Consider the following 18,671-nt stretch of genomic DNA (forward strand, 5'->3'; position numbering starts at 1 on the left):
TCTATTCCGCGGCCTGATTTCCATGGCCGAAACGATTTTCAATATAATCGGCAACCATTTTCTGAAATTCCTGAGCAATACCTGCTCCACGCAATGTTGCCACTTTCTTTCCATCAACAAATACTGGTGCGGATGGCGTTTCGCCTGTTCCGGGGAGAGATATGCCGATATCGGCCATCTTCGATTCACCCGGACCGTTTACTATGCAGCCCATCACAGCAACATTCAGCGCTTCGACACCCGGATATTTCTCACGCCAGATTGGCATGTTCGTCCGGATATCGCTCTGGATGGATTGGGCTAATTCCTGAAATACTGTTGACGTTGTACGTCCGCAGCCGGGGCACGCGGCAACAATTGGGATGAATTGCCGAAAGCCCATTGTCTGTAGCAATTCCTGTGCAACCTGCACTTCTCGTGTTCGGTCTCCACCGGGTTCAGGTGTTAGGGAAATACGGATTGTATCGCCAATTCCCTGTTGCAACAAAATGCCCATTGCAGCCGAAGAAGCCACGATACCCTTCGTTCCCATGCCTGCTTCTGTCAGTCCCAGATGCAGGGCATGATCGCAACGGCGAGCCAACTCTGCATAGACCGAGATCAAATCCTGAACTTGGCTTACCTTGGCCGAAAGAATAATCTTTGAGCGCGGCAGACCAATTTCCTCAGCCAACTGCGATGAAATCAGTGCCGATTGAACAATGGCCTCACGCACGACTGCCTCTGCGGTTAAGGGCGATCCGGCAGCGCTGTTTTTATCCATCAGGGCAGTGAGTAACTCCTGGTCAAGAGAACCCCAATTGACACCAATGCGGACAGGCTTGTCATATCGGACAGCCATTTCAATGATGGCGCCAAACTGTGCATCTTTCTTGTCTTTGAAACCTACATTCCCCGGATTGATGCGATACTTGGCCAAAGCCTCGGCGCAGGCAGGATGGTCGGCCAGCAATTTATGACCGATATAATGAAAGTCTCCAACGAGAGGCACACTAAGGCCAAGCCTGTCGAGCCTTTCGCGAATACGCGGAACGGCGGCCGCTGACTCGTCACGATCCACAGTAATACGAACGATTTGAGAGCCTGCTCTCGAAAGTGCTGCAACCTGCGCAACGGTCCCATCGACGTCTGCTGTGTCGGTATTGGTCATGGATTGCACCACGACAGGTGCACCGCCACCGACCATAACGCCACCCACGTCGACTCCAATCGACGAACGCCGGGCAAAAGGTTGCGAAATATAGTCGGACATCATCAAGCTCCAGAGATGCTGTTCAGGTGGCGCAGACACAGTCATTTGTCAACACCATGCAACCTTAGCGCATTGTACTGCACTGCGAACATATAATCAGCATGACAAAGTGTTCATGATCCAAACCTAGTAATTTTGCTGCAATGCAATATATTCCACTCACAGATAAAAACTCACAGCAGTTCAGGAAGCTCCACATCATGGCTAAAAAGACAGCTATCGTTACCGGTTCAAATTCAGGCATTGGACTTGGTGCCGCGCATGCACTTGCCGAGGCCGGTTATAATGTGGTGATCAATTCCTTCACCGATCGGCCGGAAGACCACGCCCTAGCCAAGGAATTGGCTGAAAAGTACTCTACAGATGTTGCGTATATCAAGGCGGATATGTCGAATGGAGCTGAATGCCGAGCACTCATTGAAAACTCTGCCGGAAAGTTTGGAAGCGTCGACGTATTGGTAAACAATGCGGGTATCCAGTTTGTTGCTCCGGTTGATGAATTTCCAGTTGAGAAATGGGATGCAATCATCGCGATCAATTTGACGTCCACTTTCCATACGACTGCCGCTGCTCTTCCCCATATGAAAAAAGCTGGCTGGGGCCGCATCATCAATATTGCATCTGCCCATGGTCTGCGGGCCTCGCCATTTAAATCCGCTTATGTAGCTGCCAAGCACGGAGTGGTAGGGTTTACCAAGACAGTTGCGCTTGAAGTCGCTGAAAAGCACATCACCAGCAATGCCATCTGCCCGGGTTACGTCCTTACGCCTCTGGTAGAAGCACAAATTCCCGATCAAATGAAAGCGCACCACATGGATCGTGAAACGGTTATTCGCGATGTTATGCTCGAAAAGCAGGCCACCAAGGAATTCGCAACGGTCGATCAAATCGGCGCAACAGTCGTTTTTTTGGCCAGTGACGCTGCGGCTCAGATCACAGGAACATCCATATCGGTTGATGGCGGCTGGACTGCTGCATAATGGCCAAGCCTAAAACCATCAATGTGGCGCTGCAGGGTGGCGGGTCGCACGGCGCTTTCAGTTGGGGCGTTCTTGACCGTATCCTTGAGGACGGCCGTCTGACCATTGAAGGAATTTCGGGTACCAGTGCAGGAGCGATGAACGCTGTTGCGCTTGCAGATGGCTGGTCACAGAACGGTGCCGAAGGTGCCCGCGCCAAACTGCACGAGTTTTGGCGCGCTGTCGGACGCAGTGGCCGCTTCAGTCCGGTGCAGCGCACACCTTGGGATGTGTTCTTCGGCAATTGGTCAATCGAGAACGGGATCGGCTACAATATTTTTGAGAAAATTACCCGGATGTTCTCGCCTTATGAGTACAATCCGCTCAATCTGAACCCACTTCGGGATCTCGTCGAGAAAGAGATCGACTTCGACCGAGTTAAGGCTTGCTCCGCACTCAAGCTTTTTATCTCCGCGACCAATGTCGAAAGCGGCAGATTGCGGGTTTTCTCCCAGAGCGAGCTCAATGCAGACGTTATCATGGCATCGGCGTGCCTTCCCTATATATTCCAAGCCGTTGAAATTGATGGCCACCCCTATTGGGATGGCGGGTACGGTGGTAATCCGGCCCTGTTTCCATTCTTCTACTCCAGCGCCAGCGAAGACGTGCTTCTGATCCAGATCAATCCTATCGAGCGCAGAGGAACCCCCAAAACGGCGCGTGAAATCACTGACCGGATCGATGAGATCACCTTCAACGCAGCACTTCTACGCGAATTCCGCTCGATCGCTTTCGTCAATTCCCTGATTAAAGCGGGAAGGATAGAGCACGGCGAATATCGCAATATTCGCATGCACCGCATTGATGCCGATGAGGCGCTGGCCGGGCTTTCTCCGTCATCCAAGATCAACGCGGAATGGGCATTCCTTGAGTATCTTCGCGACCTTGGCCGAGCAGCAGCTGAAGACTGGCTGGAGGAACATTTCGATGCCATTGGAGAGCATGAGACGCTTGATCTGTCAGACGAACTCGCGCCTGAAATGAACATTGGCCTCAAAAAGAAGAAGCCTGGAAAACGCGTTACTGATTTCCTCATTCAACGCAAGAAGCCAGCCGCCTGACTTTCCCCTAGTTCTTGGCGCGATCCGCACTTGCAGCAAGGTTCGCCATTAGAAAAACGACAACGAGCAGAGCGGCAAGCACCATATAGACAGGGCCGAAACCTGTTCGACCACCGACAAATCCGATTGCCGACGGGGCAACCAAAATTCCCGAATAGCCCATCAGTGTCACCATGCTGAGAGCAATGCCCGATGACGTTCCGGGCTGATTGCCTGCGGCGGAAAATGCAATAGGCACCATATTCGCAATACCAAGCCCTGAGAATGCGAACGCCAGAATTGCTATCCATGGCGTTGGCGCAATACTAGCCACGAGCAAGCCGGCCGCGCCGATGAGCGCCGAAACCCGCAAGGTTTTTACTGCGCCAAACCGGTTACGCACGCCATCCCCCAAAAATCTCATGATTGACATCGTGCCGGAGAATGCTGCGAACGCGAAGCCAGCAGTTGCAATATCCGCTCCTCTTTCCTGCTTCAGATAAAGTGCGGCCCAGTCGAGTACCGAACCCTCGGGTACCATGGAAAACAGCGCCATTATTCCAATGAGGTAAATCAGTGGATTTGTGGGAAATGATAGTTTCTGCTTTTCATGAACAACCGGTTTATCCTCGGTGATCATATATCTGAACGAAGCAAGACCAAGAACAATAGCAATACCCGTCACGACAGTTGCATGGATCAAGTGACCATGTGCTTCAATAAGAATGCCGCCTAACGCACCACCTGCGAAGCCGCCCAGACTCCAAAATCCGTGGGACGATGACATAACTGCACGTGACAGTTGTTTTTCAACTTCAACGGCATTGGCATTCATGGCCACGTCCATACCACCAATAACTGCGCCGAAGAGAAAGAGTGCAGGCGCTGCCGTGACAAGATTTGGGGCGAGCGCTACGAGAAGAAGAGAAAACGAGCAAACGACCGCAAAACTTTTTACGACAGCACGCGACCCGAACCTGCCAATCAGATAGCCACACCAAGGCATGGCGACCAGAGCACCAATGCCGAAAACCAGAATCATCAGGCCCAGAGTAAACTCGCTTATATCCAAACGCGTCATGAACACCGGAATCTGCGGAGCCCAACTGCCCACCAGAAATCCATTGAAGAAAAACGCACTGGCGACTGCCCACCGGCCGAAGACGGCGCGCTTGCGATATACAGAAGCATCCATTGATTTTACTGCCATTCGAATTTCGGGTCGCCTGAACCTTTAAATCGATTTAATTTGATGTCAAATCACTCTTTCTGATCATTTATGAACGAAATTGAGATGGATTCTGTAAGAACATCTTATTCATAGACAATCATGAGATCCTTGGCGTCAATCTGATCTCCCGAGCGAACAAGCACTTCTGCAACCACCCCATCGCGCTCAGCACGCAATGCAGTTTCCATTTTCATCGCTTCGATTGACAGCAAAACATCACCGGCGTTGACTTTCTGGCCTGCCAATACGCCGACTGTGGACACGATGCCGGGCATTGGTGCACCCACATGCTTGTCATTAGTAAGCTCTGCCTTACGTCTTACCCCTGCTCCGCTTGCACCGTGTGTTCTGTCTGGAACCTTCACGCGCCGCGGTTGACCGTTCATCTCAAAGAACACGGTCCGCATACCCTTCTCGTCAGTCTCCCCGACAGCCTGGTTGCGTACAACCAATGTCTTGCCGCGTTCGATTGTAAGAAAGACCTCTTCTTCCTGTTCCAGACCATAAAAATAGACATGCGTTGGTAGAACACTGGTGGGCCCATAGGTGTTATGAGTCACTGCAAAGTCGGTGAATACTTTCGGATACATGAGATAGGAGGCAAACTCCTGATCACTGATTTTGCGTTCCAGCTTGTCTTCGATTTCCTTGCGCTCTGCAGCAAGGTCCGCCGCTGCCAATAGTGCACCGGGACGTTCAGTGAAAGGCTTCTCGTCTTTAAGGACTTTCTTTTGGATGTCTTTTGGCCAACCCTTCGGAGGCTGACCAAGGTCGCCACGCATCATGGACACAACCGAGTCGGGAAACGCGATATCCTTATCCGGGTTCTTCACATCGTTAACCGACAGATCCTGACTCACCATCATCAGGGCCATATCGCCCACGACTTTGGACGATGGTGTTACCTTGACGATATCACCGAACATCTGGTTGACATCCGCATAGGCTTGCGCAACTTCATGCCAGCGTGTTTCCAGACCGAGAGAGCGAGCCTGTTCCTTGAGATTGGTAAACTGACCGCCGGGCATCTCATGGAGATAAACTTCGGAAGCTGGCCCCTTCAAGTCGCTCTCAAATGCCGCATATTGTGTGCGCACGGCTTCCCAATAGAAGGAAATGCGGCGTATCCACTCTGGATCAAGTCCCGGATCGCGTTCGGTTCCTTTCAAAGCTTCTACAATGGACCCGAGGCACGGCTGGGATGTATTGCCCGAAAGCGCATCCATAGCGGCGTCGACTACGTCGACACCTGCATCTACAGCAGCAAGAACCGTTGCAGCAGAAATGCCCGAGGTATCATGTGTGTGGAAATGTAGCGGCAGGTCGGTTGCTTCCCGCAGCGCTTTAAAGAGGATTTTGGCAGCGCCAGGCTTGAGGAGACCGGCCATATCCTTGACCGCAATAATATGCGCGCCCGCTTTTTCCACCTGCTGAGCGAGATCCACATAGTATTTCAAATCGTATTTTGGGCGGGCAGAGTTCAGGATATCACCCGTATAGCAAATAGCTGCTTCACAGAGTTTGTCCTCTTCCAGCACGGCATCCATGCTGACCCGCATATTCTCAACCCAGTTCAGACTGTCGAAAACACGGAAAACATCAATTCCTCCGCGCGCTGCCTGCTGAACGAAATATCTCACGACATTATCGGGATAGCTCTTATAACCGACGCCATTAGCGCCGCGCAGCAACATCTGCAACAGGATGTTCGGAGCCTGCTCGCGTATCTCTGCAAGACGCTCCCAAGGGTCTTCAGTCAGGAAGCGCATGGCGACATCGAAGGTCGCGCCGCCCCAGCACTCCAGCGAAAAAAGTTGCGGCAAAGCACGGGCATAAGTCCCCGCCACACGCGCTATGTCGTAGGTGCGCATACGCGTTGCGAGCAACGATTGATGACCATCACGCATGGTCGTATCAGTGAAAAGTGCGCGCTTTTCATTGCGCATCCATTCAGAAAACTTTTTCGGCCCCAATTGATCGAGCAGCTGTTTGGTCCCATCCGGAATGGGTGTTTCAATGAATGGTACTCGTGGCAATGCAGCCTCAGCCGGTGGCACTGCCCTTCCCTTGGTTTCTGGATGACCATTCACTGTCACGTCTGCAAGGTAGGTCAGAAGCTTTGTCGCGCGATCCTGACGCTTAACTTGCTCAAACAGTTCCGGCGTCGTGTCGATGAATTTCGTTGTGTACGAATTATCGGTAAACTTGGGATGGGTGATGATGGCTTCAAGAAAGGTCAGATTTGTCGCAACACCGCGAATACGAAACTCACGCAAAGCGCGGTGCATGCGGTGTATGGTTTCTTCAGCTGTTGGAGACCAAGCCGTGATCTTCTCAAGCAATGGATCGTAGAAGCGGGTGATAACCGCTCCGGAATAGGCCGTACCACCATCAAGTCGAATACCAAAGCCCGTCGCGCCGCGATAGGCAGTGATGCGTCCATAATCAGGGATGAAGTTCTGCTCTGGATCTTCGGTCGTGATACGGCACTGCAGGGCGTGACCGTTTAGCCGGATATCCTTTTGCGCAGGCACTCCCGATTCCGGTGTACCAATCGTCGCGCCCTCGAGAATACGAATCTGGGCTTTGACAATATCGATACCCGTCACTTCTTCAGTAACCGTGTGCTCCACCTGAATGCGCGGATTTACCTCGATGAAATAGAACTCATTGGTATCTGCATCCATCAAAAACTCGATGGTTCCAGCACCAATGTAGGCAGTTTCCTTAGCGATCTTCAGCCCGTAATCAGCAATTTCCTTGCGTTGAGCCTCGCTCAAATAGGGTGCGGGAGCGCGTTCAACCACCTTTTGATTGCGGCGCTGGATAGAACAATCTCGCTCAAAAAGATGAACCGCATTGCCATGCGTATCGCCCAAAATCTGTACTTCCACGTGACGCGCACGTTGGACCAGCTTTTCGAGATAGACTTCATCTTTGCCAAAAGCTGCTTTCGCTTCACGCTTCCCTTCAGTAACCTCGCGGGCAATATCCTCAGGCTTGAAAATGGCCCGCATACCACGGCCACCACCACCCCAGGAAGCCTTGAGCATGACAGGATATCCGATCTTCTCGGCCATAGCCTTGATCGCATCCATATCTTCCGGCAAAGGCTCTGTAGCAGGCACAACCGGAACACCAATCTCGATTGCCAGATTGCGCGCGGCAACCTTGTTGCCAAGACGGCGCATGGTCTCAGGCTTTGGACCAATAAATATTATACCTGCTTCCGCGCACGCATCGGCAAATTCCGGGCTTTCCGACAAAAGGCCGTAGCCCGGATGAATGGCATCTGCACCCGACAACCGCGCAACGCGGATAATCTCTTCGATTGAAAGATAACTCTCGATTGGGCCCATATCCTTTGCCAGATGCGGGCCACGTCCAACCTGATAGGACTCATCAGCCTTGAACCTATGCAATGCAAGTTTATCCTCTTCCGCCCATATCGCCACGGTTTTCATGCCGAGCTCATTGGCTGCGCGGAAAACTCGGATGGCAATTTCCGATCGATTGGCGACGAGGATTTTCTTGATAGGCAAAATGAAAACTCCGGACGAGGGCAATCAAAATTGATTTGATGCTTTTAAGACGACTTACAGATTGCTGCAGTGCAAACAATATATATTGACCACAGGAACAGGAAATTTCCAATAGCAAAATGCCCGGTACAGGACCGGGCATTCGCTAATGTCTTAAGCAGGGATATTACTGCTGCGTATAGGTATACTTGCCGTCTTCACCCTTCTTCCATTCATACATGACGTAGCCTGGAAGCTTCGGGTCACCCTTTTCATCGAATGCAATGTCACCAAGAACGGTCTTGAACGGACCCTTTTCCTTCAGTGTCTTTGCAACGGTTTCCGGGTCGTTTGACTTGGCAGCAGTTGCTGCGGCGGCAATGACCTGTGTCGCGGCATAGGAGTAAAGCGTATAGGCTTCAGGCTCGAAGCCCTGAGCGCGGAACTTCTCTACGAGTTCCTTGTTGGCTGGGTCCTTGCTTGGATCTGGGCCGAATGTGTTCAGAGTACCGGCAACAGCGTCACCAGCAATGGAAGCCAGTTCGTTCGATACAATGCCATCGCCCGAGATGAAGGTAACCTTCAGGCCCTGATCAGCGAGCTGACGGATGATCAGACCAGCTTCCGTGTGCAGACCACCCCAATAGAGAACAGTGACACCAGCCTGCTTGGCCTTGGCGATCAGTGCAGAGAAGTCCTTGTCGCCAACATTGACGCCTTCATAAAGCGCTTCTGTCACGCCCTTCGCATTCAGAGTCTTTTTGGTTTCGTCAGCAAGGCCCTGACCGTATGGAGTCTTGTCGTGAACGACAGCAACCTTGGCGTCCTTGAACTTCTCGGCGATGTAACCGCCGGCAACAACGCCCTGCTGGTCATCACGGCCGCATGTACGGAATGTGTTCCACAGACCGCGCTCGGTGAAAACCGGATTGGTCGCGGCTGGAGTAACTTCCAGAATGCCGTTTTCCGCGTAGACTTCGGATGCTGGAATGGACACGCCCGAGTTGAAGTGACCGACAACGAACTTTACACCGTCAGCAACGAATTTGTTGGCGACCGAGATGCCCTGCTTTGGGTCGGAAACGTCATCGCCAAGTGACAACTTGATCTGTTCGCCGTTAACGCCGCCAGCAGCGTTGATTTCTGCGACAGCGGCTTCTGCACCCTTCTGTAGCTGAGCACCGAATGCAGCATTCGGACCAGTCATCGGACCGCCAACACCGATCAGAAGATCAGCATAAGCATGGCCACTCAGAGCGAGCATCGCAGCAAATGCAACGCCTGAGAACAGTGACTTCTTCATTTGAAAACTCCCATTTTTCTAGGTACTTACCAAACCCCTCGCGATGTTTATTGACATCGCTTAAGACTACATTTGCCGATTTTCCGGCGGTTGTCACGCTGATTCATTTCGCATCAGCGAGATAGATCAAGCTCCTGTTCTTTCCTTCCAGCCGAAAGGAGAAACTTTTTCGTAGAGCCAGTGATACTGTCTGACCATCTGGTTTGTTCGTGTGTACCGGTACCCCAATGTTCCGATGATGATGAGGACGATGGTGTCGACGATATAGTAGTGCAGTGTGACCATTGTACCGCCGAAGAGGGCGAAGTGGATGAAGCGGACACCGACGCCGAGGAGGAGCATGTAGAAGACGAGGATGGCGATTGGCCGCCACGTCTTTGCACAGGCCCTGCCCGCCATCCATGCAGCCCAGCCCCCCATGATGCAGGTGACCAGAATGAACAGCCAGATGGAAGGTTCTTCGTATAATATGCCCTGCATGGCGAAGTTCTCCTTGCGGCTCTTTTGAGCCGTCTTGTCTTGTCAGTGACGCCCGCCTTCAAGATAGGCTGCCCGTACTTCCGGATTGGCCAAGAGGTCCTTGCTTGCACCGCTCATGGTGACGATGCCGTTGACCATCACATAGCCGCGATCCGCCAGCTTCAAGGCACCAAAGGCATTCTGCTCGACCAGAAACACGGTCAGACCCGTTGTCTTGTTGAGTTCCTTGATTGCCTCGAAAATGTGCTTGATGATCAGGGGAGCAAGCCCGAGCGATGGCTCATCCAGCAACAGCAGGCGCGGCCGTGCCATCAATGCGCGGCCAATGGCCAGCATCTGCTGCTCACCACCCGATAATGTTCCGCCGCGCTGGTTGATGCGTTCTTTCAGGCGCGGGAAGAGGTCAAAGACCTTGCGCACGTCCTCATCGAAATATTCAAGCTTGTCGAGGCTGGCACCCATTTGCAGGTTTTCCTGCACGGTCATGCGCGGAAAGATACGCCGGCCTTCCGGTGATTGGGCAATGCGCAGCCTTGCGATTTCGTGGGCTGGCAGCTGCGTGATGTCCTTGCCATCAAAAATGATCCGGCCGGTGCGGGCGCGCGGCATGCCGAAGATGGTCATCATCAGCGTTGACTTGCCGGCACCATTGGCACCGATCAGCGTGACGATCTCACCCGCATCCGCATGCACCGTTACACCGCTCAGCGCGCGGATATTGCCGTAATAGGTCTCGACATTCTCGATGCTGAGAAGAGCTTTGTTCTGCGCCATCACTTGGCTCCTCCGCTCTTGCCGGGCACCGGCTTCTTCTGGCTTGCCTTGGCCATGGCTTTAGCCTGGCCAATCCAGTCCTCGCGAGCGATGCGCCCGTCAAAAGCCAGATAGGCCTCGGCGGCGATCACATCGGCTTTCTTCCAGGAAGCTATCTGGTCGAAGTGGAAAATCCCGTGCTCGTTGAGCTTGCGCTCGTTAACCGGCCCGATACCCTTGATATCGATCAGCCTGTCAGCCTTGCCATCACGTGGTGCCGCCAGTGCATTTGCCGTTGCCCCTGCCTTGATGGGCGAGGCTTGCGGGGCTTTTGCCGGCGCGGCCTTTACGGGCGGCGCTTTTGCAGCAGCCGGTTTGGCCACTGGCTTCTTTGCTGCAGCCGGGGCAACAGGCGTGACAGTCTTTGTTGCAGCAGTCTTTGCTGCGGCAGGATTGCCAGCTTCCGGTTTGGCAGTTGCCACCTTGGCAGGTGCCGGTGCAGAAGTTGCCTTGGCTGCTGTTTTTGCCGGCTTGGCTCCAGGCTGCTTTGTTGCTGCCGCAGGCTTTGCCGGACGCGCCGGACCGGTTGCGACGAGAGCAGCAGCCGGAGCATCCGGATGCGTCTCTTCGATCACATGGATGGCTTCGGTTGACATCAGGTCGACCGCCGCGGTGATGTCATCGACACCTGCGGCTTCCGCCTGTTCGAGCATCTCGACGATTTCCTCGTCCTCAACGCCGAGATAGGCGGCAATGACCTTCGGGTCATTCTTGACGCTGTCGGGCGTGCCGTCGGAAATCTTGGTGCCATATTCAAGCACAACGACATGATCGGAGATTTCCATGACGACCGACATGTCATGCTCGATCAAAAGGATCGAGGTTCCCGTCTCATCGCGAATGTCGAGCAGGAGCTTGTTGAGCTCTGCGGACTCGCGTGCATTGAGACCGGCAGCCGGCTCATCAAGGCACAGCAGTTCCGGCTCGGTGCACATGGCCCGGGCAATCTCCAGACGGCGCTGTGCGCCATAAGGCAGATCGCCTGCCGGATCATCGGCACGATCAACAAGATTGATCTTCTCCAGCCAGAACCTTGCCTTCTCGATCGCATCGGCCGCCGCCTTCTTGTAGGTCGGAAACCCGAGCAGTCCGAGAATGGTATAGCCCGACGACAGCATCAGGGGATTGTGCTGGGCAACAAGCAGGTTCTCAAGCACCGTCAGGCCGGAGAACAGCCGGATATTCTGGAACGTACGCGCCACCTTCGCCTTCTTGGTGATGACGAAATCCGCCATGCGTTCAAGCAGATATTCCTCGCCGTTCTGGCGCGTCATGGTCAGCATGCCTTCGGTCGGCTTGTAAAAGCCCGTGATGCAGTTGAAGACGGTTGTCTTGCCTGCGCCATTGGGGCCGATCAGCGCCGTGATGGCACCACGCTTTGCCTCAAAGTTCAGGTCATTGATGGCGATCAGGCCGCCGAACTTCATCGACAGGCGTTCCACGCGCAGGATTGCGCTATTGTTCTTTTGCACTTCCGAAACCATCAGCCGTGCCCTTCTTTGGTGAACTCGCTCGATATCAGCTTTCGCTTGTGCAGGAAGGCGCTCGGTTCCCGGTTGCCGACAAATCCGCGCGGCTTCCACACCATGACCACGATCATGGCCAGACCGAACAGCAGCATGCGATAGAGCTCCGGTGTGAAGTCATTGCCGAAAATGTGCTTGAGGAATTCAAGCTCGCGCAACAGTTCCGTGCCGCCAATCATCACGGCCGCAGCAATGGCAATGCCGACCAGCGAGCCCATGCCGCCCAGAACCACAATGGCAAGGATGATGGCAGACTCGAGGAAGACAAAGCTTTCCGGGCTGACAAAACCCTGGCGTGCAGCAAAGAACGATCCGGCAAAACCACCGAACATTGCCCCTGTCGCAAAGGCCGTCAGCTTGGTTGTCGTCGTGTTGATGCCGAGCGAACGGCAGGCGATCTCATCTTCACGCAGCGCTTCCCAGGCACGGCCGATCGGCATGCGCCGCAGGCGGATTGTCACCCATGCCGTCAAGAGCGCCAGAAGCAGGATCAGGTAATAGAGGAATACCTTGTAATAGACGCCGGAGTTCGGCAGGCCGAGCAGATTGGCAAAGCCGCCGGGGCCGGGTGTGAACGGAATGCCGAACAGCGTTGCCTTGGCAATTCCCGAGATCCCGAATGTGCCCTTGGTAACAACCGTCCAGTTGATCAGCACAAGGCGGATGATCTCACCAAAGGCCAGCGTCACGATGGCAAGGTAATCACCGCGCAGGCGCAGCACCGGAAAGCCCAAGACGATCCCCCACAGCGCCGCAAAAATACCTGCCATCGGCAATAGCAGCCAGAATGACAGGCCAAAATGCGATGACAGCAAGGCGTAGGAATAGGCCCCGACCGCATAGAACGCCACATAGCCCAGATCCAGAAGACCGGCGAGGCCGATAACAATATTCAATCCCCATGCCAGCATGACATAGATGAGAATCTGGATGCCGAAATTGTCGACATATTTGAGCGAGCCCTGCAGGCCGCCCATCAGCGAGCCATTATAGGCCGCAAGGATCGCAATCACCAGAAACGGATAGACGAACAACAGCGCCAGCCCGATCCTGGGAAAGCTCTTGCGAAATGCCGACTGTTCCTTTGCCTCTTTGGCAACCGCAGCACGCTTGCTTGCCGCACGCGCCGCATTCCACGGCGTCACATACGCCGTCAGGAAAAACCGCCCAAATCCTGCAACCAGAACAAAAATCGCTAGCAAACCCCAGCGCTGATTCAGCACCAGCTCGTTGCGAATATTCTGATCCGTGCGAAAGCCCACGATGAGCAGGAACAATCCCAAAGCGAGCGCAGCAGCAACCAAGCCCTCCTTGACCGCCTTGGCAAAGTTGGATTCCGGGTTAGAAGTTTGTACATCGGCCATGCGCTTAAACCTTTTCGACTTCGGGACGGCCGAGAATACCCGACGGCAGGAAGATCAGCACGATCGCCAGGATCGAGAATGCCGCGACATCCTTGTAATCAATGGAGAAGTAAGCCGACCACAGCGCTTCAATAAGGCCGATCAGCAATCCACCAATCACCGCACCCGGCAGGGAGCCGATACCGCCAAGCACCGCTGCAGTGAATGCCTTGACCCCAGGCGTAAAGCCATCGGTAAAGGAGATCACCCCGTAGAACATCAGGTACAGCGTACCAGCAACAGCAGCCAGCATTGCACCCATCACAAAGGTCATGGAAATCGTCTTATCGACATCAATACCGAGCAAGGCAGCCATCTTGCGATCCTGCTCACAGGAACGCTGGGCTCTACCAAGAGTGGTCTTATTGACGAGGTACCAGAAGGCAATCAGCAAGATTGCCGTAACAACGATAATCACCATCTGCTTATAGGCAATGCTGATATCAGTGCCGGGGATAAGAATACCGCCATTGACGAGAGGGGGAATTGGCTTGTTGCGAGGACCCTGTGTGACCTGCACGAAGTTCGACAGGGCAATGGACATGCCGATCGCTGTGATCAATGGTGCCAGCCGGAAAGAGCCGCGCAGCGGCCGGTAGGCCAGCCGCTCGATTGTCCAGCTCCACAGCCCGGTCAGAAGCATGGCGACAAGCATCATCAAAAGCAGCGCCAGAACCACCGGAACGCCACCGATAAATGTCGTCAATGCAAGAAAAACAATCATCGCCATGAAGGCGCCGAGCATGAACACATCGCCATGGGCGAAGTTGATCATGCCGATGATCCCGTAGACCATCGTGTAACCAATGGCGATCAGGCCGTAAATAGAACCAAGCGTCAACCCATTGATCGATTGCTGGATGAAATACTCCATTGCAACGATACCCCTCGTTTTTATTGGGAAGTTTCTTGTCCGGTTTTTTTATCCGGTTACTGTTGCCCCAACGTCATTACACCTAGCGCCTGCGATAAAGAAAGCAACTGCTTTTTTGGCACCGGCGGCACACTTTTATTTGCTGGCACAGATTCTTCGGAATTTTACACCAAATTTGAGATGTTTCTTGGTGCTATCCACAACCATTCCGTCCATTTTAGCCGAAATCACCACCGCCGCCACAATTTCGCACTGCAGCAAAATGCGTTACTTCACTACAAAACCGTGGGCAAATGGATCTCTCTCATCGATGAAGATCGTATTGTAGCCGGTCATTCGAGCCCAGCCCGCGACAGAGGGGGTAATCGCAGGCTTGTCACCAACGGTCAACGCCTTCTCCACCCGGCCATGAAATAGCGAGCCTATTATGGACTCATGGACAAAATCATCTCCCGGCTTAAGTTTTCCCTTGGCAGCCAATTGCGCCATCCGCGCTGATGTACCCGTCCCGCAGGGCGAACGGTCGATCGCCTTATCTCCGTAAAAAACTGCGTTTCGAGCGTGCGCTTCTGCATGGATTGGCTCACCCGTCCACAGGATATGGCTTAGCTTGTTGATACCGGGATTCTCGGGATGCGTGAACTTATAGCGTTCATTCAATCGTTCCCGCAGCACCGGGCTCCAACCGATCAAATCCAGCGCGCGATAATCAGCCATGTCCCGATAATTTGCCTGCGGTTCGACAATGGCGTAGAAATTACCCCCATAGGCCACATCTACAAGGAGCGTACCCAAGTCCGGGCATTCCACTTCCAGCCCTTCGGAATGTAAAAAAGCTGGTACATTGGTGATTCTCACGCTCGTAACGTACTGTCCCTCTTGTTTGTACTCGGCAACAACAAGACCAGCAGGCGTATCCAGTCGCAATATTCCCGGAACCTTTGGCGAGACCAGCCCGTTCTCAATTGCCATGGTTACGGTGCCTATCGTGCCATGACCACACATCGGCAGACAGCCGGAGGTTTCAATAAACAGAATTCCAACATCGCAATCATCACGTGTTGGCGGATAGAGGATCGAGCCTGACATCATGTCATGGCCGCGAGGCTCGAACATCAAACCGGTTCTTATCCAGTCAAATTCAGCCAGAAAATGTGCGCGCTTTTCCATCATCGACGCGCCAGCAAGATTGGGCCCACCGCCGGCGACAAGCCGCACCGGATTTCCGCAGGTATGTCCATCAATGCAGAAAAAAGAATGACGTGCCATCTGGGACTAGCTCCTGAAGCGTTTTGGACTATAGGGATCAATCGGTATTGAAGGCTCTTGGTTCTCAATCAGATCACTGATGAGCCGGGCAGTTATGGCAGACTGGGTGAGCCCGAGATGGCCATGCCCGAAAGCATAAAGAACATTTCTTGTCGAACTGGAAAATCCTATAACGGGCAGGGAGTCCGGTGTCGAAGGCCTGTATCCCATCCACTGGCGCCCGCCCTTTGACTGAAGTCCGGGCATGAATTGCTCTGCTTTTTTCAGCATGATCTCTGACCGCTTGAAATTTGGCGGCAATTCCAAACCACCCAACTCCACCGCGCCTCCGACACGTATACCGGTCTCCAGTGGGGTGACAACAAACCCATGCCCGGAAAAGATGAGTTGCCGTTTCAAATCGAAAGCACCAACAGGCAAAGTTGTGTTGTAGCCACGCTCGGTCTCGAGTGGGATTACATCACCCAGACACTTTGCCAGCTGATGTGACCAAGCCCCAGCTGCAATGACGATCTTTGCAGCATTTATCGTTTGACCGCTCGCAAGTTGAACAGTCACTTTCTCATCAGTCGCGGAAATCGATAGAACTTTATCACGCAGATCCACCGCACCTTTATTCTGCGCATACGCCCAAAGACCCTGGCCAACATGCTTCGGGTCGCTAACGGTCTTCCACCCCGGAACGAAGGTGCCTGCTATGAAACGGGACGAAAGACCCGGTTGGCACTCACGTAATTGATTGCCGCGTAAATGTTCAAAGGAAATTCCAGCTGCCCTTTTCGCGCTCCAACCGGGCAATGAAGCATTCAGCTCGCTTTCGGTCTCATATAGTTCGAGAGAGCCATCTTCCCGAACCATACGGCCAATACCCGCGCGTCGCATAAGTCCAAGCATTTCAGGCTCGGCCTGACGCATCATTGCACCCTGGGCCTGAACTGTACGCTCAAGCATATGGGCACTGCTTGCACGCCAGAATCGATATAACCAAGGTAAAAGCCTGGGAAGGTAAGACGGGCGGATCGTGAAAGGTCCGAGCGGATCCATCAACCAGCCGGGCACCTTCGCAAGCACACCCTTGGATGCCATCGGCAATATATCGGAGAATGCCAACGCTCCCGCATTGCCGGAACTGGTACCTTCACAAATGCCCTGATGGTCGACGACAGAAACCTTGTGGCCACTCTCCGCAAGAGTGGCCGCCGTTGCTACGCCAACAATACCGGCGCCTATGATCAGTATATCGATATTATCTTTCGGCATGGTCACAAAGTTTGCACGAAACCTAGAGCGCCGGTAGAGCCGGACGCGACGCTATTGCATCACGAACGGTCTTTTCAACAGATGCGCGTCTTTCGCCACGCAGTGGCTGCCGTGGCAGACGGACGCGATCATTCGTTCCAATTTCCAGAACCTCAGCCAGCTTGATGTTCTGCACGAGATAAGTAGACACATCAAGGTCAAGAAGCGGGCGGAACCAGCGATAGATTTCAAGCGCTTCAGCATAACGGCCAGCAAGCACAAGCTTGTAGATAGCTACTGTTTCCTTTGGGAAAGCTGTCACTAGCCCAGCAACCCAGCCAACAGCGCCAGCAGTTAACGCTTCAAAAGCAAGGTTGTCTACGCCGGTGAAAAGATCAAAACGTGTGCCAAACTCATTGATAATATCGGTGGTGCGACGAATATCGTCCGATGACTCTTTGATGGCTACGAAATGATCATCGACGGCAAGTTCGGAAAGGATCGCACTGGTTACATCAACGCGATAGGCGATGCGGTTTGAATAGATCATGACTGGCAGGTCACCTGCAGCGGCAACGGCTTTCAATGTTGTGACAGTCTCTTCCGGGTCCGTGTGATAAATGGGACTTGGAACCAGCATCAATCCGTCAGCACCTGCCTTGGCGGCTCTTTTGGCAAGAGCAGCGCCTTCACGAGTTGCTGCCTCATTGATCGTGAGCAGGACTGGCTTGCCCCCGGCCACACCTTGCGCAACTTTCAGTACTTCAAGTTTTTCATCGTGACTGAGCATTGGGCCCTCGCCAAGGGAACCCGCAACAATCAAGCCATCGCATCCGGCCTCCATCAAGAGAGAGAAGCAACGTTCCATTTCGCTATGATCAAGCCTATCATCATCTGTAAATTTGCTGGTAACCGCCGGAAGAACCCCTGACCACATGATCATACTCCTAGTTGATATATCAGAAATATATCTATAATATGCATATCTGTCAATTGCCCCAATGAAAGTTGCTGCACCATGTTTCAAACCGCTGCACATACACCCGTACAGTCAGGCGAAAGTCTCGCAGAACTGGCCTATCGTCAGATCGAAGAGATGATTGTCACGCTAAAGCTTGAACCAGGTGCGATCGTCAACGAGCGGGCCCTGACAGACATAACCGGCATGGGCAGAACCCCCGTGAGAGAGGCTGTTCAGAAGCTTGCCTGGGAAGGGCTGATGGAAATCCGGCCAAGGTCCGGTATTGCAATCGCAGAGTTGAACCCGCAGGATTTTTCCAAAGTTCTGGATGCCCGAGAAGGCATCGAGCAGGTATTGGCACGCGGAGCAGCACAATATGGCGCGCAGTTGCATCACCGCAGGCTGAAAGAAGCCTCCGATGCCATGAGCAAAGCTGTGACTTCGGAGGATGTCACTGCCTTTCTGGTAGCTGACAAAACGTTCGACACTGTGCTGGGACAGGCAGCAAGCAATCCTTTTGCAGCTCGTCTTGCGTCACCATTGCAAACCCACAGCCGGCGCTTCTGGTTTCGTTTACAGCGGCCGGGCGGACTGCAACAATCAGTTGCAGCACATAAGGCGCTGATCGATGCGATCATAGAACGTGATCCGGAACATGCCGAGAAAGCAGCGGCGAAACTTATTGATCATTTGCGCGTGGTTGCCCCATAAATAAGCCGCCGGATCGCTCCAGCGGCCTA

Annotated in this window: 15 protein-coding genes; 3 read left to right on the forward strand and 12 right to left on the reverse strand. The window is 53.4% G+C overall.

All coding sequences use genetic code 11. From position 1 onward, the window contains the following. Position 1 precedes the first annotated feature (1 nt). Positions 2-1,255 carry a flavodoxin-dependent (E)-4-hydroxy-3-methylbut-2-enyl-diphosphate synthase gene (gene ispG / locus PMI41_RS03495; protein WP_086003502.1) on the reverse strand — a complete coding sequence of 418 codons (1,254 nt, stop codon included), beginning with the start codon at positions 1,253-1,255 and terminating at the stop codon, positions 2-4. 197 nt (positions 1,256-1,452) lie between these two features. Here ispG and PMI41_RS03500 point away from each other — a divergent pair, with 197 nt between their 5' ends. Continuing rightward, complete coding sequence (locus PMI41_RS03500; RefSeq protein WP_008121858.1) at positions 1,453-2,232, forward strand: 3-hydroxybutyrate dehydrogenase; 780 nt, start codon at positions 1,453-1,455, stop codon at positions 2,230-2,232. Next, positions 2,232-3,332: a patatin-like phospholipase family protein gene (locus PMI41_RS03505; RefSeq protein ID WP_008121860.1), complete on the forward strand. Its 1,101-nt coding sequence runs from the start codon at positions 2,232-2,234 to the stop codon at positions 3,330-3,332. The genes PMI41_RS03500 and PMI41_RS03505 overlap by 1 nt, the downstream gene beginning before the upstream one ends. Positions 3,333-3,339: 7 nt before the next feature. Here PMI41_RS03505 and PMI41_RS03510 read toward each other — a convergent pair whose 3' ends face one another. The 11 genes from PMI41_RS03510 to PMI41_RS03560 form a co-directional block, all read right to left on the reverse strand. Beyond that, positions 3,340-4,506: an MFS transporter gene (locus PMI41_RS03510; protein ID WP_040853717.1), complete on the reverse strand. Its 1,167-nt coding sequence runs from the start codon at positions 4,504-4,506 to the stop codon at positions 3,340-3,342. Between the two features lie 119 nt (positions 4,507-4,625). Then, positions 4,626-8,084, reverse strand: coding sequence for a pyruvate carboxylase (gene pyc, locus PMI41_RS03515; RefSeq protein ID WP_008121865.1), 3,459 nt, complete (start codon positions 8,082-8,084; stop codon positions 4,626-4,628). Between the two features lie 166 nt (positions 8,085-8,250). Then, positions 8,251-9,366 carry a branched-chain amino acid ABC transporter substrate-binding protein gene (locus tag PMI41_RS03520; RefSeq protein ID WP_008121867.1) on the reverse strand — a complete coding sequence of 372 codons (1,116 nt, stop codon included), beginning with the start codon at positions 9,364-9,366 and terminating at the stop codon, positions 8,251-8,253. A 126-nt stretch (positions 9,367-9,492) separates the two neighbouring features. Beyond that, positions 9,493-9,846 carry a DUF6867 family protein gene (locus PMI41_RS03525; RefSeq protein WP_008121868.1) on the reverse strand — a complete coding sequence of 118 codons (354 nt, stop codon included), beginning with the start codon at positions 9,844-9,846 and terminating at the stop codon, positions 9,493-9,495. Between the two features lie 42 nt (positions 9,847-9,888). Beyond that, the gene (locus PMI41_RS03530) at positions 9,889-10,620 is read right to left on the reverse strand and encodes an ABC transporter ATP-binding protein (protein WP_008121870.1); all 732 of its coding nucleotides are present in this window, start codon (positions 10,618-10,620) and stop codon (positions 9,889-9,891) included. Further along, a complete protein-coding gene (locus PMI41_RS03535) occupies positions 10,620-12,143 on the reverse strand; it encodes an ATP-binding cassette domain-containing protein (RefSeq protein ID WP_008121872.1) in 1,524 nt (507 codons plus the stop codon). The genes PMI41_RS03530 and PMI41_RS03535 overlap by 1 nt, the downstream gene beginning before the upstream one ends. After that, on the reverse strand, positions 12,143-13,549 hold the full coding sequence (livM, locus tag PMI41_RS03540) for a high-affinity branched-chain amino acid ABC transporter permease LivM (protein WP_008121874.1): 1,407 nt from the start codon (positions 13,547-13,549) through the stop codon (positions 12,143-12,145). The genes PMI41_RS03535 and livM overlap by 1 nt, the downstream gene beginning before the upstream one ends. A 4-nt stretch (positions 13,550-13,553) precedes the next feature. Beyond that, on the reverse strand, positions 13,554-14,462 hold the full coding sequence (locus PMI41_RS03545; RefSeq protein WP_008121877.1) for a branched-chain amino acid ABC transporter permease: 909 nt from the start codon (positions 14,460-14,462) through the stop codon (positions 13,554-13,556). Positions 14,463-14,729: 267 nt separating this feature from the next. After that, a complete protein-coding gene (locus tag PMI41_RS03550; RefSeq protein WP_008121880.1) occupies positions 14,730-15,731 on the reverse strand; it encodes a 4-hydroxyproline epimerase in 1,002 nt (333 codons plus the stop codon). A gap of 6 nt (positions 15,732-15,737) precedes the next feature. Beyond that, positions 15,738-16,991 carry an FAD-binding oxidoreductase gene (locus PMI41_RS03555; RefSeq protein WP_008121882.1) on the reverse strand — a complete coding sequence of 418 codons (1,254 nt, stop codon included), beginning with the start codon at positions 16,989-16,991 and terminating at the stop codon, positions 15,738-15,740. A 22-nt stretch (positions 16,992-17,013) separates the two neighbouring features. Then, positions 17,014-17,907: a dihydrodipicolinate synthase family protein gene (locus PMI41_RS03560; protein ID WP_008121884.1), complete on the reverse strand. Its 894-nt coding sequence runs from the start codon at positions 17,905-17,907 to the stop codon at positions 17,014-17,016. A gap of 81 nt (positions 17,908-17,988) precedes the next feature. Here PMI41_RS03560 and PMI41_RS03565 point away from each other — a divergent pair, with 81 nt between their 5' ends. Further along, positions 17,989-18,642 (forward strand): GntR family transcriptional regulator, encoded by a 654-nt coding sequence (locus PMI41_RS03565; protein ID WP_008121886.1) that lies wholly within the window; start codon positions 17,989-17,991, stop codon positions 18,640-18,642. Positions 18,643-18,671: the final 29 nt, after the last annotated feature.

The organism is Phyllobacterium sp. YR531 (genome assembly GCF_000282595.1).
In the GTDB taxonomy this organism is placed as follows: Bacteria; Pseudomonadota; Alphaproteobacteria; order Rhizobiales; family Rhizobiaceae; genus Phyllobacterium.